The organism is Stenotrophomonas sp. 85239_Sma, assembly GCF_056481725.1.
Map to the genome: position 1 here is coordinate 2,524,486 of NZ_CM151163.1, position 14,626 is coordinate 2,539,111.

The 14,626-nt window shown below is 68.5% G+C and carries 10 protein-coding genes; 4 read left to right on the plus strand and 6 right to left on the minus strand.

The features are described from left to right. Position 1 precedes the first annotated feature (1 nt). From ACYKG1_RS11875 to ACYKG1_RS11900, 6 genes are all read right to left on the minus strand, one after another. A complete protein-coding gene (locus tag ACYKG1_RS11875; RefSeq protein WP_100472717.1) occupies positions 2–406 on the minus strand; it encodes a response regulator in 405 nt (134 codons plus the stop codon). Between the two features lie 136 nt (positions 407–542). After that, the gene (locus ACYKG1_RS11880) at positions 543–1,997 is read right to left on the minus strand and encodes a surface lipoprotein assembly modifier (RefSeq protein WP_478470592.1); all 1,455 of its coding nucleotides are present in this window, start codon (positions 1,995–1,997) and stop codon (positions 543–545) included. Positions 1,998–2,087: 90 nt separating this feature from the next. Beyond that, a complete protein-coding gene (locus ACYKG1_RS11885; RefSeq protein WP_049422975.1) occupies positions 2,088–2,852 on the minus strand; it encodes a Slam-dependent surface lipoprotein in 765 nt (254 codons plus the stop codon). Positions 2,853–2,906: 54 nt separating this feature from the next. Next, positions 2,907–6,029, minus strand: coding sequence for a TonB-dependent receptor (locus ACYKG1_RS11890; RefSeq protein WP_478470594.1), 3,123 nt, complete (start codon positions 6,027–6,029; stop codon positions 2,907–2,909). A gap of 183 nt (positions 6,030–6,212) precedes the next feature. Next, a complete protein-coding gene (locus tag ACYKG1_RS11895; RefSeq protein ID WP_478470596.1) occupies positions 6,213–7,169 on the minus strand; it encodes a FecR family protein in 957 nt (318 codons plus the stop codon). An 82-nt stretch (positions 7,170–7,251) separates the two neighbouring features. Then, complete coding sequence (locus tag ACYKG1_RS11900; protein WP_478470598.1) at positions 7,252–7,755, minus strand: RNA polymerase sigma factor; 504 nt, start codon at positions 7,753–7,755, stop codon at positions 7,252–7,254. A 185-nt stretch (positions 7,756–7,940) separates the two neighbouring features. On the opposite strand from ACYKG1_RS11900, the gene ACYKG1_RS11905 reads away from it, so the two are divergent. The 4 genes from ACYKG1_RS11905 to ACYKG1_RS11920 are packed head-to-tail and all read left to right on the plus strand — an operon-like array spanning position 7,941 to position 14,588. Next, a complete protein-coding gene (locus ACYKG1_RS11905; protein ID WP_478470600.1) occupies positions 7,941–9,884 on the plus strand; it encodes a TonB-dependent receptor domain-containing protein in 1,944 nt (647 codons plus the stop codon). A gap of 41 nt (positions 9,885–9,925) precedes the next feature. Further along, the gene (gene cobN, locus ACYKG1_RS11910; protein ID WP_478470602.1) at positions 9,926–13,792 is read left to right on the plus strand and encodes a cobaltochelatase subunit CobN; all 3,867 of its coding nucleotides are present in this window, start codon (positions 9,926–9,928) and stop codon (positions 13,790–13,792) included. After that, positions 13,789–14,265 (plus strand): MotA/TolQ/ExbB proton channel family protein, encoded by a 477-nt coding sequence (locus ACYKG1_RS11915; RefSeq protein ID WP_100472736.1) that lies wholly within the window; start codon positions 13,789–13,791, stop codon positions 14,263–14,265. The genes cobN and ACYKG1_RS11915 overlap by 4 nt, the downstream gene beginning before the upstream one ends. Next, on the plus strand, positions 14,265–14,588 hold the full coding sequence (locus tag ACYKG1_RS11920; protein WP_100472739.1) for a DUF2149 domain-containing protein: 324 nt from the start codon (positions 14,265–14,267) through the stop codon (positions 14,586–14,588). Before ACYKG1_RS11915 ends, ACYKG1_RS11920 begins: the two co-directional genes overlap by 1 nt. Positions 14,589–14,626 lie beyond the last annotated feature (38 nt).

The window sequence follows — 14,626 nt, forward strand, 5'->3', positions numbered from 1 at the left end:
ATCAGGCGACGCCCGCAGGGGCCTGCGGCGTCGCCACCAGGCCCGCCAACTGCTGGACCAGGGCCTCGATGTGATAAGGCTTGGTGCAGCGGGGCGCGCTGGCGAAGCGGCTGGGCAGGTTGTCGTCGTAGCCGGAGGTCAGCATGAACGGCGTGCCCGCTTCGGCCAGGCGATCGGCCAACGGGTACACCTGCTCGCCGCCCAGGTTGATGTCCAGCAGGGCCACATCGATGGGGTTGTCATCCACCAGCCGCCCCAGCGCCTGCAGGTCTCCGGCCGGCCCTACCACCTGCGCGCCCTTCAGCTCCAGGTAGTCCACCAGGAACATCGCGATGGCGAATTCATCCTCCGCCACCAGCACTCTCAGCCCTTTCAGGCCCTCTGGTTTGTTGCCCGCTTCCAGCACGACCGGCGCTCCTCGATACACGCGGCCCACCTCTGCCGCAACGCCCGCAGGATGCGCGAACCGGGCTACAAGGGCGCGTGATGATCGATGAAGAGCACCGCCACGGCGCATTCACTCCGGCATTGCAGCGGCGCGTTCAGAACGCACGCTCCCATTTCAGGCTGAGCAGGCTGCGGTCGTGGCTGTACAGCCAGCCGACGTTGCTGTCGATGCGGGCGTAGCGCAGGCTCAGGCTGGGCACCAGCCCGGCCACGGCCAGCCGCTCGCTGCGTACGATGGCGATCAGGTTCTGCTCGTCGTCCTTCCTGCGCGCCTCCAGCAGCGGACTCCAGGCATCGTAATCGCGATGGCGCAGCGACACGAACACCGTGGCCGTGGTGCCACTCCACTGCCGTGCCGCGCCCAGCCGCAGGCCGCGCTGGCGGTAGCCGTTGGCCGGGTCGGCTGCGCTGCTGCCGGTGACATCCAGCCCGGCGAACACCGTCCAGCGCGGATTGAACGCGCGGAACCAGGTGGCATACAACGATGCCAGCTCGCCGTCGTAGTTGCTGGCCAGGCCCTGCTGGCGATACCGCTGGCGCTTCCAGTCGGCCTCCAGCTTGAGCAGGCTGCGCGCATCCAGAGCGTACTGCCATTCCCCGTGCACGCCGCTGCCGCCCTGCAGCGCATGGTTGCCCAGGCCCTGGTAGTCATAGCTGGGGGCCAGCATCACGGTCTGCCGTGCGCTACGCCAGCTGTAACCCGCCTGCACGTTGGCATTGAGCTCGTTGTAGGCACTGTGTCCGCGCCATGCCTGACCGAAGGCGAGACCGCGCACGTACAGCCCATGATGCCCGCTGAGCACCCAGCGCCGTTCCAGGCTGGCGTCGTAGTCGAGGCCCGCCGCGCGCTGGGCGTCGGGCAGTTTCCGTTCGATGATGCAGGCGTCGCCCACGCCGAACAGGCAGGTGCGACTGGCCGAGCTGCGGTTGATGTTGTCACTCCACGCCGGGCCGGCGGACAGCGCGCCTTTCCAGCGCTGGCGCGCCTGCAGGGCACCCAGGTAGCCGTCCACGCGGGCACGGACGCCGGCCGTGGCTGGATCATCGGCATTGATGCCTGCAGCGATGGCCGTGAACAGCGCAACCGCATCGCGATCGCGCTGGTCTTCCGCATAGACACGCGCCAGCTCGAGGCGGGCTGGCAGGAAATCCGGCTGCGCCGCCAGCAGCAGTTCGTACTCCTTCGCCGCGCGGCGATGGTCGCCGGCCACCCGCGCCAGCGCCCCCTGCGCATAGTGGCGCAGCAGAGGGTCATGCCCCGGCAGTTCGATGTACTCCTCGAGGAACGCAGCGGCGGCCTGCCATTGCTGATGCTGCAGCGACAGGTAGAGCGCCTGGCCGAGATCGTCGACGGTGCGCTCCACGCGCAGCGTCTGGCCGTCGATGGTGATGGTCGGCCGCGCCGACTCGGCCTGCTGCAGGCGCTGCTGGTCCTGCTGCTGGTGGCGCAGGTCGGTGCCCTGTTCAAGCACGCGTCGAAGATCGTCCTGCTGGGCGCACACATCGGTGGCAACCAACAGCAGTACGACAAGGAAGATGGAGTGGCGCATGGTCGATCCGTGGTGGTGCATGCAGCGGGCCGAAGCAGGGACTGGCGGATCGCGGCTTGTCCCTGCCCTGCCCCGTCAGGGGCGTGGCGATCAGTTCTTGCTGCCGCCGAAGGCGGTGTCGTACTGGCTGTTGCCGGCGAACGTGGCGATACCGGCCAGGGTGGCGGCGTTGGCGCCGAAGAACTGGCCCTGGGTGGCACCGGCAACGGTGCCGTTGGCGGTGGCGGTACCCGCGAACGAGGCGTTGGCGGCGTTGATGTTGGCGTTGACGTTGATCGCCAGGCCGCCACCGGTCAGGCCGCCGAGCAGCTTGCCGCTGCCGAAGTCCGCACGGAAGGTACCGGACAGCAGGTTGCTGCCGTTGAACTTGTTCAGGCCCGCGACGCTGTAGGTGGCTACGCCGGCCGGCAGCGTGGTGCCGGCACGGTCACCGACGAAGTACACCTGGCGGTTGTTGAAGCCACCGGCGGCGCCATCCTTGGACCATTCGCCGAACCACACATCGCCGCTGCCGACCTTGACGAAGTTGAAGTGGCCCATGCCGGCATGGCTGCCTGGTGCGCCGGTGATCGGCATGGCCAGGGTGCGCACGGCGGTGCCATTGACGGTGGTGGTGCCCGAGTACAGGCTCAGGCCCTGGAAATCGACAGGCTTTGCGTTGGACACGGTGCCGACGCCGATACCGGCCTTGCCTGCCTGGTGCGGGCCACCGTTGACCTGCGATTCGCCGACGGCGACGTACAGCTCGGCGTCGGTCACCGGGCTGGCCGCACCGACGATGTCAGCGGCATGCGCGGCGCCGGCCAGGGCAAAGGTGGCAGCAACGGCGAGCACCGAGCGGGAGATCATCTTCATGGTATTGCTCCTTGGGTTGTGGGAACTACGGGTACAACGCTTGAAAGCCGGAGGTCAGAAGCGCGCGGTGATGCCGAGCTTGAGGGTGCGGCCCGGCGCCGGCAGCGTGGAGCGCGTGGCCGGGTCGACGTAGTAGCGGTTGCCGAGGTTGCTGCCCACCAGCTCGACGCTGGCGTGCTCGTTGAAGCGCCAGCGCGCGTATGCATCGACGGTGGTGATGTTGCCCCAGGTGAACGGCACGTTCTGCCACAGCAGGCTGCTGCCACCGGCCAGCAACCGGTCGCGGTAGGCCTGCAGGTCGGGGTTTTCGTGGCGCTGGTAGTGCACGATGCGGCTGCCCAGTTCCAACCGTTCATCGAACAGGCGCGTACCGAGCGACAGGTTCACCGACAACTTCGGAATCGCCTGGGTCAGCAGGTAGCCACTGACGAAGCCGTCCTGCACGCAGTTCGGCACCAGGCCACGGTTGGCGTCCAGCAGCACTGCCGTGCTTTCGTCGCACACCTCGTTTTCCAGCGTGCGCGAAATACCCAGGTCGGTGAAGAACCGCCGGTTGTCGAAGCGTGCCTGCAGCTCGATGCCGCGGATGGTCTGCTTGTCGATGTTGTCGAACAGGAAGTAGGCGTCGCGCTCGATCACGTTGCGGGTCTTGTGCACGTAATAGGCCAGCTTGACGTCGGCATCGGCGGTGTTGCCGAACAGGCCCGACAGGTTGTGCACGTAGCCCAGCTCGTAGTTGTAGGCATGCTCGGGCTTGAGCGTGTACAGCGGATTGAGGCTGCTGGAGAAAGCGATGGTGCTTTCGAACATGCTGGGGAAGCGCACTGCTTCGCTGTAGCGCAGGTAGACGCGCGCGGCGCTGGACAGGTTCACCGTGGCCGAGAAAGTGGGCAACCACGCGTGATCGCGGCGGCGGTCATTGCGCCCGTCCACCGGCCGCGACTGCATGGTGTTGCCGATATTGCAGACCAGGTCGCTGCCGGGGTAGATCGGCAGCACGCCGGGTATCGCCGCCACCTTGCCGTTGAGACAGGGGTTGGTCGCACGGGCATAGTTGCCGTTGGCATCGGGCAACCACGGAAGCCGATGTTCCACCGCCTGCGGCGTCTCGTAGTACGCCAGCAGACCATGCAGTGCATCGTCAATCACCGAACCCATGCCGATGCTCTCCCAGAACTCGCGTTCGGCCTCCAGTGCATCGATCTCCGCTTGGAGGCTGGCCGGCCGCTCGGGCAGCTCATTCGTCCGGTAGGTCGCCTCCTTGCTGCCCACGCCCTTGGTCAGCAGCTCCGGATGCGCCTGCAGGAAATCATCGAAGGCCCAGTAGCGGCTGTAGCGCACGCCGGCGTTGAGGGTCAGGAAGTCGACCGGACGCCATTCGAGGTTGAGATAGCCTTCGCCCTCCTGGCGCCGGCCAGCACGTGGAAACATGCGCCATCCATCGGTCGTGCCGAAGTAGGGGTCGCGCGAACCCAGCTTCTCGTACTGCCAGTTGCCGCCCACGGTCAGGTCCAGGGTGGAATGCAGCGCAAAGCGGTTGCTCAGGGTCAGGCCGGTGCGGTCATTGCGCGCATTTGCCAGTGCGGTGTTGCGCAGGATCGGGCTGACCCCGGGATTCCACGCCGGATTGCCCGGCGCGAAATTGGGAAACCCACCGGCGGTGTAGGTATCGCTGTCTGTCTCGGTGCGCCACAGGTTGGCGTACAGATCAAGCCAACGACTGTCGGCGGGCTGGAAACGGTACTCGAGGTTCCACGCATCGGACTCGACCCGGCTGAGCGGCCACTGGATGCGACCATAATCCGGCGCCGACAGGATGCGCGACGGCATGATCTCGCCGTAGTGCGACAGCGTGCGCCGCCATGTCGCCTTCAACTGCTGGTCATCGTTGATCTGCCAGCTGCCCTTGACCAGCCAGGACTCCTGTTCGCTGGAAGTATTGGGCACTTCATCGCCCGGCTTGAAGTAGCGCGCCAGCGTCGTGATGTAGTCGATGCCCTGGTACTCGTATTGCTCGCGCCGGTCCTGGTCGTAGTACGCGCTTCCCTTGCTGCCGGAGAAGTAGTTGCCGCGCTTGCGCCAGGCGTAGGCGGCCATCAGGTCGACGTTGTCGCCACGCACGCCCAGCGCCAGGCGCCAGGCCTGGTCCTCGCCATCGAAGGGGTTGTTGCCACTGCGCGACTTCACCGGCACCACCAGGGTGCGGTCGTCATAGGGCGAGTTCGGCGAGCCCTGCGGGAAGCCCGGTACGTTTCGGTAGTCCTCGCCGGTGTGCAGGCGAGGCAGGCGTGGGGCCACCGCATTGCTGCTGCCTTCGATCTTCAGCTCCCCGCCGAAGCGCTCGCCGGCAGCAACAATGTCGTCAACGTCGATGGTCTTGATCACCAGCGCACCACCGATCCCGCTGTGCACATCGCGCACCAGCCCTGGCCCCTTGATGACCTGGATGCCACCAATCAGGTTGGGATCGATGTAGTTGCGGTTGCTGACGCCGTTGTAGCCGCGCCAGACCGTGAGCGCCTGTTCGCCACCGTCGATGCTGACCGGCACCCGCCCCGGCCCCTGGATGCCGCGGATGTTGATGTCCAGCGCGCCGCTGTTGCGCGCATCGCCACTGAACACGCCGACCAGATCCTTGACCACGTCGGCCGGGTTGGAGCCGCGGTAGCGCTCCACCCGGTCGCGCCCCGAATACGCCGTGGTCAGGTCCAGCGCGAACACATCATCGTAGCCGCGCCGATCGCGCGCCTCACCCCCTTCCGACTGAAGGCGACCGGCCACGTCCAGTGTCTCGGTCACCCGCACCCCTTCCCCTTCACCCGCCTCCGCTGCGGCCCGCAGGCTCCAGGTGCCGTCCATGCCGCGCTGCGCGCGCACGCCGCTGCCGCGCAACAGCTGCTGCAGGGCCTGCATCTGGCTGTACTCGCCACTCACCGCGCTGGAGCGACGGCCTTCCACCAGGTCGCTGCGGAACACCACCTGCACATCGGCCTGGCGGCCAAAGGCACGCACGGCATCAGCAAGGGGTTGTTCCGGAATGGTGTACTGGCGCAGCGGCGCGACGATCGCCGGTTGCGCCTGCACGGCCGGCACCCAGGCCAGCGGCAGCAATACGGTGGAGATGGCCAGGGCCAGGACAGTGGCGCGGCGATGACAGGCGGATGCCGTGGACGGCATGGACAGGAACTCCTCAAGCGGGGCGGGACCACCGGCACATCCGGTGCCGGTGGCGTGTCTGGCTTGAGGAAAAACGGTGTTTCGCTCTGGCTATACCTCTATAGACAGCGGGGCACAGCGAGTGCCCACGGTTTTTTCATGTTTTTTTTCATGCCGCGGTTTCCGCCAGGAAACGGCGGCACCTCACCACACCACCAGCGCGCCGCCGGGCAAGCGCTGCACGCGCAGTCCTGCCTGCGCGGCCACCGCGTCGATGGCGGTCTCCGGTTGCTGCAGGTGGAACAGGCCACTGACCCGTACGCGTGCGCCCTGCCCGCCCAGCACCCAGACCGGGGCACGACGGTAGCGTGCCAGATCGGCGATGGCCTGCGTGGCCGGCTGATCGTCGATCACGACCTCTCCCCGCCGCCACGGTGCCATGGACCCGGGATCTTCCCGCTGCACCGGCTGCAGCCAGCGCCCGTCACGGAACACACGTGCCTGCCCGGCGTGCAGGCGCTGCACGCTGCCATCGCCCGGGCGCACATCGACCACGCCCTCGCTGACTTCGGTGGTTATGGTGGCGCCCTGCATCGACACGCTGAACGCCGTGCCGATATCGCGGATCTGGCCACCGCCGGCCTCGACCTGGAACGGTCGCTGCTCATGCGCCACCTGGAACCAGGCCTTCCCGCGCAGCAGGCGCACGCGCCGCTGCTCGCCGTCGAACGCGAGTGCCAGCGCGGTGCCGGCATCGAGTACCGCCGTGCTGCCGTCCTCCAGCTGCACCACGCGCGGTGCATCGCTGCTGCGCAGGTCACTACGTGCCAGCAGCAGCGCGTGCGGCGCAGCGGCAACCATCAGCACCACCGCGGCAGCACTGGCCAGCAGCCACGGCAGGCGGCGGCGCGGCGCGATCGGACGCAGCCCTTGGCGATCCGCCGTCAACTCGGGCAGCGCGGCCAGCACGTCGGGCCCGGCGGCATCCAGCCCCTGCCAGAAGGCCTGCTGCCGACGCCAGGCCAGCGCGTGGCGGGGATCGGCCTGCAGCCAGCGCTGCAGGGTTCGTTGCTGGCGTTCCGGCAGCGGGCCTGCACTGCACCGGATCACCCAGCGCAACGCCTGCCTGGCCTGACGCGGCGAGGGTTCGGACGTGGTCATGGTTGTGGCCTGCCGCACCACGAACGGGTGCGCTTTCCTGTTGTGACAACGGCGGGCGCGATCTGCCCACGGCAATCGCCGCTCATCGATGCATTCCCTGCTGGTGCTGCTGGATCAGCAACGCAGCGCGCAGCACATGCTTGCCGACCAGGCTCTTGGAAATGCCGAGCCGGGCGGCGATCTCGCGCTCGCTCAGGCCCAGGTAGCGGTTGAGCACGAAGCATTCGCGTACCTGCGCTGGCAACGCGAGGATGGCCTGGGTGATCTCGCGCAGTTGTGCCTGGTCCAGCGCCTGGGCCTCGCCGTCGTGGCCCACCTCCGCCATGTCGGTGGCGTACTCGGCCATCGCACGCCGCTCGCGGGCGTCGGCCTGGCTGCGGTTGAGCGCGTGGTGGTAGGCCATCCGGTACAGATAGCCGCGCGGCTCCAGGATGGGCGGGTCGCCGGGCACGCTGCTGGCCTTCAGGTACAGGTTCTGCAGGGTGTCCTCGGTACTGGCCGGGTCGAGGTAGCGCGCAATGAAGCGAGACAACGCACGGCGCTCGCGGATCAGCAGCTCGACCAGCGCCAGGGCATTGGGAGACATAGGTGCCAAGGCCGGACCGGGGAATGATGGGCGTGATGGCGACGGTCCGAGCGGGGATTGTAGGCGTCCGGCCGCCATACCGCACCCCCGTTCAGCGACGTCGCCACAGGCAGGACCTTCGGCCTATGAAGATTTCGTGAAGATAATGCTATGTTATATCGTCACATCCGTAGCGACCCCTTCCCATGTCCCGTTCCGTCCCCGCCCGCCGACTGTCCGGCGCGATCCTCCTTGCCCTGGCCCCCGTACTGGCAGCGGCGGCAGAGGCACCTTCGCAGCTGGATCCGATCGTGGTGACCGCCACTGCCACCGATCGCCTGGCCAGCGACGCGCCCGCCTCCATCAGCGTGATCACCCGTGAGCAGATCCAGCTGCGGCCGGTGCTGGATCTGGCCGACGCACTGCGCGGCAGTCCGGGCGTCACCGTGGCCGGCGTCGGCTTCGGGCGTCGTGGCATCCGCATCCGCGGCATGGACCCTGGCTACACACTGGTGCTGCTGGACGGCCAGCGCGTAAGCGCGTCGGCCGATGCCATCGCCCACTCGGATTTCGACCTGGGCTGGCTGCCGGCTGCGGCGATTGAACGCATTGAGGTGGTACGCGGCCCGATGTCCTCGCTGTATGGCTCGGAGGCACTGGGCGGCGTGGTCAACGTGATCAGCCGCCGCGCCACCGACGACTGGCAGGGCAACCTGGTCTACAACGCTGGCGTGGTGGGCGGCGACCGCGGCGGCAACACCGCGCAGGCCGGCGTCTATGCGGGTGGCGCACTGCTGCCCGGCACGCTGGGCCTGAGCGTATTTGCCGAACACCGGCAGAAGGACGCCACCCGCGACCCAACCGACGACCGCCTGGACGAGCAGGAGGGACGCCGCGCCAACACCGGCCGCGCGGTACTGACCTGGACCCCGGACGCACACCAGCGCATCGACCTGTCGCACCTGCTGGGCCGCGAGGAACGCCGCCGCCATGCGCTGCAGGCCGGTGCCGCACCCTATGTGTACGAGACCATCGACGACATTCGTCGCCGCCAGACCACGCTGAGCCATCAGGGCGACTGGGACTGGGGCCAGACCCGGGTCAGTGCCTACCGAGCGACGCTGGACCGCGACAACCGTCGCGACCGCGGCGAGGCCTCGCGGCCGCAGCAGCTGACCGACCAGATCGTCGATGCGCGCGCCACCGTTGCGCTGGGTGCACGCCACCGCGTCAGCGTCGGCGGCGAATGGCGGCGGCAGGAACTGGACGATGCGGCGGGCGCACGCAGTGGTCACCTGCAGTCCAACCAGAGCGCGCTGTTCGTGCAGGACGAGATCCAGGTGAGCGACGCGCTCTCGCTGGTGTTCGGCAGCCGCGGTGATCGCCATCCCGAGTTCGGCTGGCACCACAGCCCCCGTGCGTATGCGGTGTGGCATGCCACCGACGCGCTGACGATCAAGGGCGGCATCGGCAGCGGCTTCAAGGCCCCGAGCCTGAAACAGCTTTCGCCGGAGTACTCCGCCGTGGGCGGCGGTGGGCGTTTCACCATTGTCGGCAACCCACAGTTGAAGCCGGAACAGAACACCAGCGCCGAGCTGTCAGTGGCCTGGCAGCAGCAGCACTGGTCGTTGCAGGCCACTGCCTTCCAGAATGACCTGAAGGACCTGATCCAGACCACCTGCGTGCGTGCCTGCGGCGTGCGCGGCCGCGAACTGCGCAACTACACCAACGTGGCCCGTGCACGCATCCGTGGCCTCGAGCTGGCCGGTACCGCGCCGATCAGCGAGCATCTGTCCTTCGAGGCGAACTGGAGCTGGCTGGACCCACGCGACCGTCAGGCCGACCAATGGCTGCCGGAACGTCCGCGCCGTAGCGGTGCAACCGCGCTGAACTGGCAGCGCGGCCCCCTGCAGGCCGCCGTGCGCGGCGAGTACATCGGCCCACAGCAGCAGGTGGCCGGCAGCAGCCAGGTGACCCTGCCCGACTACTGGCTGTGGTCGCTGGACGCGCGCTGGCGCGTGAGCACGGCGGTGAGCGTGGTGGCCGGCATCGACAACCTGGCCGACACGCGGCTGGATGAAACCGGTGCGCTGTACCCGTACCCGGAAACCGGCCGCTACGTGCATGCCGGCATCGAACTGGCCTTCTGACCATGCGCAGCGGGTGGACATGGCTGCTGCTCGGGTGGCTGATGCTTGGCACATCGGCCCGTGCCGAGCCCGCCCCCTTGCGGGTGGAGGTGGTCAGCAGCAGCTTCGTGCTGCCCGGCAGGATCGCCCGCCTGGACGCGCTGGGTGCGCCTGCAGGGGTGCGCTTCCAGCAGCGCGTGGTCGACCCGGCGGCGGCGCTGCCCGCTGGCTGGCCAGCGGGCGCCGACCTGGTGCTGCTGGACACGCCGCGACCGACGGATGTCGAAGAGGTCATGGCGGTGGTCGGTGGCCCCTTGCAGAACGGCAAGCTACCCTGGCTGCGCGTGGGTGGCGGCGCACCTGCCTCCGGGCAGCTTCCCGCCGAGGCGGCGCGCAGGATCGCCGGCTACTACGGCAACGGTGGCGAGGCCAACATCCGCACGCTGGCGGCATACCTGCAGGCCTGGCGCAGCGGTGCCGGGACCGACGGACTGCCGCTGCCGCAGGTGCTGCCGGCCACCGGCTACAGCACGGGCGGCAGCCACTGGCTGGACAGCCCACATGCATTGCAGGCGCAGTGGCAGCGCGACAATCAGGTGACATGGCCGAAGGTGGCGGTGCTGATTTCCGGCAGCGTGCTCAGCGGCATGCAGACCCAGGTGCTGGACGCACTGATCGAGGCAGGACGCGTGCGCAAGGTTGCGCTGTTCGGCGTCTGGTTCGATGCCGCCGCCGAGGACGGCCTGCAGCAGGCGCTGCGCGGCATCGAAGTGGATGCGCTGGTCAACCTGACCCATCTGCAGAACGGCAGCGCGCGTGCCGCCGAATTTTCCGCACTGGACGTGCCGGTGCTGCAGGCACTGAACCACCGGCAAGGCGACGCGGATGACTGGCGCGCGGCGACCACCGGCATCCCGATGGCGACCCTGGCAACCTTCGTCGCCGTGCCCGAAGCCTGGGGCGCCAGTGATCCGATCGTGGTCTCGGCCAATGCGCGCGGCGAACTGCAGCCGATTCCCGAACAGATCGATGCACTGGCCGCCAAGCTGCAGCGGCTGGCCGCGCTGCGCCACACCGCCGCGGCCGACAAACGCGTGGCGCTGCTGTTCTGGAATGCGCCGGACGGCGAACGCAACCTGTCCGCGTCGCATCTCAACGTGCCGCGCAGCATCGAGGCGCTGCTGCCACGCCTGGCACAGGCCGGGTATTCGACGCAGCCGGTGGATGAAAGGACCCTGATCGAGCAGCTGCAGGCGCTGCTGGGAGGCTACTACCATCCCGAGCGGTTGGACGCGCTGCTCGATGCTGGGCTGGCCGATACCCTGCCGGTGGCCGACTACCGCCGCTGGCTGGCCACCCTGCCCGCTTCGCGCCGCGACGAACTGCGCAGACAGTGGGGCGATCCTGCACACCACCCCGCGGTACGCCAGCGGCACGGACAGGCCATGTTCGTGCTGCCGCGCCTGCGCCTGGGCAACCTGCTGCTGATGCCGCAGCCCCCGCGCGCGGGCCGAGTCGGCGAGGCCACCCACGATATGGCATCGGTGCCGAGCCATTACTACCTGGCGGCGTACCTGTACCTGCGCCAGCAGTGGAGGGCCGATGCGCTGATCCACTTCGGCACCCACGGCACGCAGGAATGGACGCCGGGCAAGGACCGCGGCCTGTGGATTGCCGATTATCCGTGGCTGGCGGTGGGCGAGCTGCCGGTGTTCTACCCGTACATCCAGGACAACGTCGGCGAGGCGATCCAGGCCAAGCGCCGTGGCCGTGCGGTGGTGGTCAGCCACCAGACCCCGCCGTTCGCGCCGTCCGGCCTGTACGACGAGCTGCGCGACCTGCACGCGGTGGTGCACGAACTGCAGCAGCTGGACCAGGGGCCGGTGCGTGATGCCACCGCCGCACGCCTGCGCACCCTGGCCACCGACAGTGGCATCGCCGCCGACCTGGGCTGGAGCGCGGTGGACATGCAGGCCCGCTTCGAGAGCTTTCTGCCGGTGCTGCACGACCACCTGCACGAACTTGCCCGGCGCAACCTGCCACTGGGGCTGCATACCTTCGGCGAACCGGCTTCGCCCGAGCACCGCCTGCTGATGGTGATGCAGCAGCTGGGGCCGGGCTATCTGAAAGCGCTGGGCGAGGATCCGATGGAGGCCACTGCGGTTGACTACCGGCAGATCCAGCAGGGCCTCGGCTATCGCACGCTGCTGCACCACCTGCGCGAAGGTGCGCCGATCGGCAGCGTCGCCACCCCTGACCTGCGCGCAGCGCTGCAGCATGCCGTGCAACTGGATACAGCTCTGGCCGATACACAGGAGATCGAATCGCTGCTGCATGGCCTCGGGGGTGGCTTCGTACTGCCCGGCGCCGGTGGCGACCCGATACGCACGCCGGAACTGCGCAGTGGCCGCAACCTGTTCGCGTTCGAACCCGACCGCATTCCCACCCGCGCAGCGTTCGACACCGGCGAGCTCGCCCTGCAGCAGCTGCTGCAGGCCTATCGTGATGATCACGATGGGCAGCTACCACGCAAACTCGCCATCAGCCTATGGTCGAGCGAGGCCATCCGCCACCTTGGCGTGCTGGAGGCGCAGGTGCTGCACGCACTGGGCCTGCGCCCGCGCTGGGAAAGTGGTGGCAAGGTGATCGCCCTGGACATCGTGCCCGATGCAGAACTGCAACGCCCACGTATCGACGTGGTGATCCAGGCCACCAGCGTCTACCGCGACCAGTTCGATCCGTTCCTGCGACTGCTGGCTGGCGCCATCGAGCAACTGGCGGCGATGCCGGCCTCGCCCGGCAACCCGATTGCCGCCAATGCACTGGCGTTGCGACAGCGCCTGCAGCGTGACGGCGTCCCTGCGGACCAGGCGCAGCGCTTGTCGCGCCTGCGCATCTTCAGCAATGCGCCCGGCGAGTATGGCAGCGGCCTGAACCATGCCGTGCTGGCGCGCGGCAGCGCGGCGGGCAAGGACGATGCGGCGCTGGCCCGCGGCTTCCTGGATCGCCTGCAGCACGGCTACGGCAGCGATGGCCAGGCGACCACCCTGCCCGGCGGCAACCTGTTCGCCGAACAGCTGCGCGGCGTGCAGGCGGCGGTGCTGTCGCGCTCCTCCAACACCCATGGGCTGCTCAGCACCGACCATCCTTTCGAGTACCTGGGCGGGCTGGCGCTGGCCGTGCGCCACCTCGATGGCACCAGCCCGGCACTGTACGTCTCCGACCTGCGCGAACCGGCACCGCGCACGCGCAGCACCGCACGCTTCCTCGCCGATGAGCTGCGCGCGCAGACACTGAACCCGCAGTGGATCGGTGCGATGCAGGCCGAGGGCTATGCCGGCACGCTGGAAGTACTGAAGAACGTCGACAACCTGTTCGGCTGGCAGGTGACCGCGCCAGCTACCGTCCGCGCCGACCAGTGGCAGGCGGTGCATGACACCTTCGTGCGCGACAGCCGGCAGCTGGGCCTGGCGCAGTGGTTCGAGCAGCACAACGCCAGCGCGCAGGTGCAGATGATCCAGCGCCTGCAGGAGGCGATCACGCGCGGCTACTGGCAACCCGATGACCACACCCGCGCGGAACCGCAGGCACGCCTGCAGCAGCTGCAGGCTTCGCCAGCGCCGGGGCCGGCACCAACGCAGGCACGTCCGGGCTATGGGCTCGGCCGCGCCGCCGCCACACCGGCAACCCCCGCTGCGGCCTCCGCGGCTCAACAACCCGCCACCGTCGAAGCGGCCGCCGCTCCTTCGCCGAAGGTGCGAGGCCAGGTGATGCGGCAGGTGCCGCCGCCGGCTGCGCACTCGCCTGCCACGCGCTGGGCGCCCGGTGTGCTGCTGGCCCTGCTCGGTGCAGGTGCCGTGCTGCAGTCACGGCGCAACGCACGGCGCGCCGGTCCTTCCCGTTCCCCTTCCAACACGGCTTCCGCATGAACGCGCTTGAATCCACGCTCTACGATCTCTCCCACCTGTTCCTCGTTCCGGTCCTGCTGCTGATCCTGCTGTCGCTGGCCTATGCCTTCCTCAGCTTCGGTGCCTTCCTGTGGGAAGGGCTGCAGCGCCGCCGCGGCCGCCACCGGCCCGAGCTGCTGGCCTGGCAGGCCCGCCACGGCGGCTGCAGCGACGATCTGGAACTGCATATCCTCAAACGCCTGGAAGGCCTGCGCATCGTCTCGCGCACCGCACCGATGCTGGGCCTGGTCGCAACCATGATCCCGATGGGCCCGGCACTGCTGGCGCTGACCCGCAGCGACGCGCAAGGCGTGGGCGAGAACATGGTGGTGGCTTTCTCGTCGGTGATCCTGGCCCTGGTTGCCGCCAGCCTGACCTATCTGGTGCTGACCGTGCGCCGGCGCTGGCTGCTGCAGGAACTGCGCCTGTTCGAACGCCAGCAGGAGGCGCACTGATGCGCTTCCTGGATGACGACGAAGCCGACGACCCGATCCTGTCGGTGGTGAACCTGATCGACCTGTTCCTGGTGGTCACCGGCATCCTGATGATCGTGATCGTGCGCAATCCGCTCAATCCGTTCGCCAGCCAGGACGTCACCGTGATCGAGAACCCCGGCCAGGCCGACATGCGCATCACCGTGAAGCAGGGCGAGGAGCTGACCCGCTACGAGTCCACCGGCGAGATCGGCGAAGGCGGCGGGGTCAAGGCCGGCGTGACCTATCGGCTGCCGGACGGACGCATGGTGTATGTGCCGGAGGGGACCACCCCGGCCCGGTAGATCCAGGCCTTGCGGGGTGGGCCTGCGCGGGCCACCTC

Bases quoted from the DNA above. Each gene is read 5' to 3' on its own strand.
- ACYKG1_RS11880 (WP_478470592.1), bottom strand. From the start codon at position 1,997: ATGCGCCACTCCATCTTCCTTGTCGTACTGCTGTTGGTTGCCACCGAT.
- ACYKG1_RS11885 (WP_049422975.1), bottom strand. From the start codon at position 2,852: ATGAAGATGATCTCCCGCTCGGTGCTCGCCGTTGCTGCCACCTTTGCC.
- ACYKG1_RS11890 (WP_478470594.1), bottom strand. From the start codon at position 6,029: ATGCCGTCCACGGCATCCGCCTGTCATCGCCGCGCCACTGTCCTGGCC.
- ACYKG1_RS11895 (WP_478470596.1), bottom strand. From the start codon at position 7,169: ATGACCACGTCCGAACCCTCGCCGCGTCAGGCCAGGCAGGCGTTGCGC.
- ACYKG1_RS11900 (WP_478470598.1), bottom strand. From the start codon at position 7,755: ATGTCTCCCAATGCCCTGGCGCTGGTCGAGCTGCTGATCCGCGAGCGC.
- ACYKG1_RS11905 (WP_478470600.1), top strand. From the start codon at position 7,941: ATGTCCCGTTCCGTCCCCGCCCGCCGACTGTCCGGCGCGATCCTCCTT.
- cobN (WP_478470602.1), top strand. From the start codon at position 9,926: ATGCTTGGCACATCGGCCCGTGCCGAGCCCGCCCCCTTGCGGGTGGAG.
- ACYKG1_RS11915 (WP_100472736.1), top strand. From the start codon at position 13,789: ATGAACGCGCTTGAATCCACGCTCTACGATCTCTCCCACCTGTTCCTC.
- ACYKG1_RS11920 (WP_100472739.1), top strand. From the start codon at position 14,265: ATGCGCTTCCTGGATGACGACGAAGCCGACGACCCGATCCTGTCGGTG.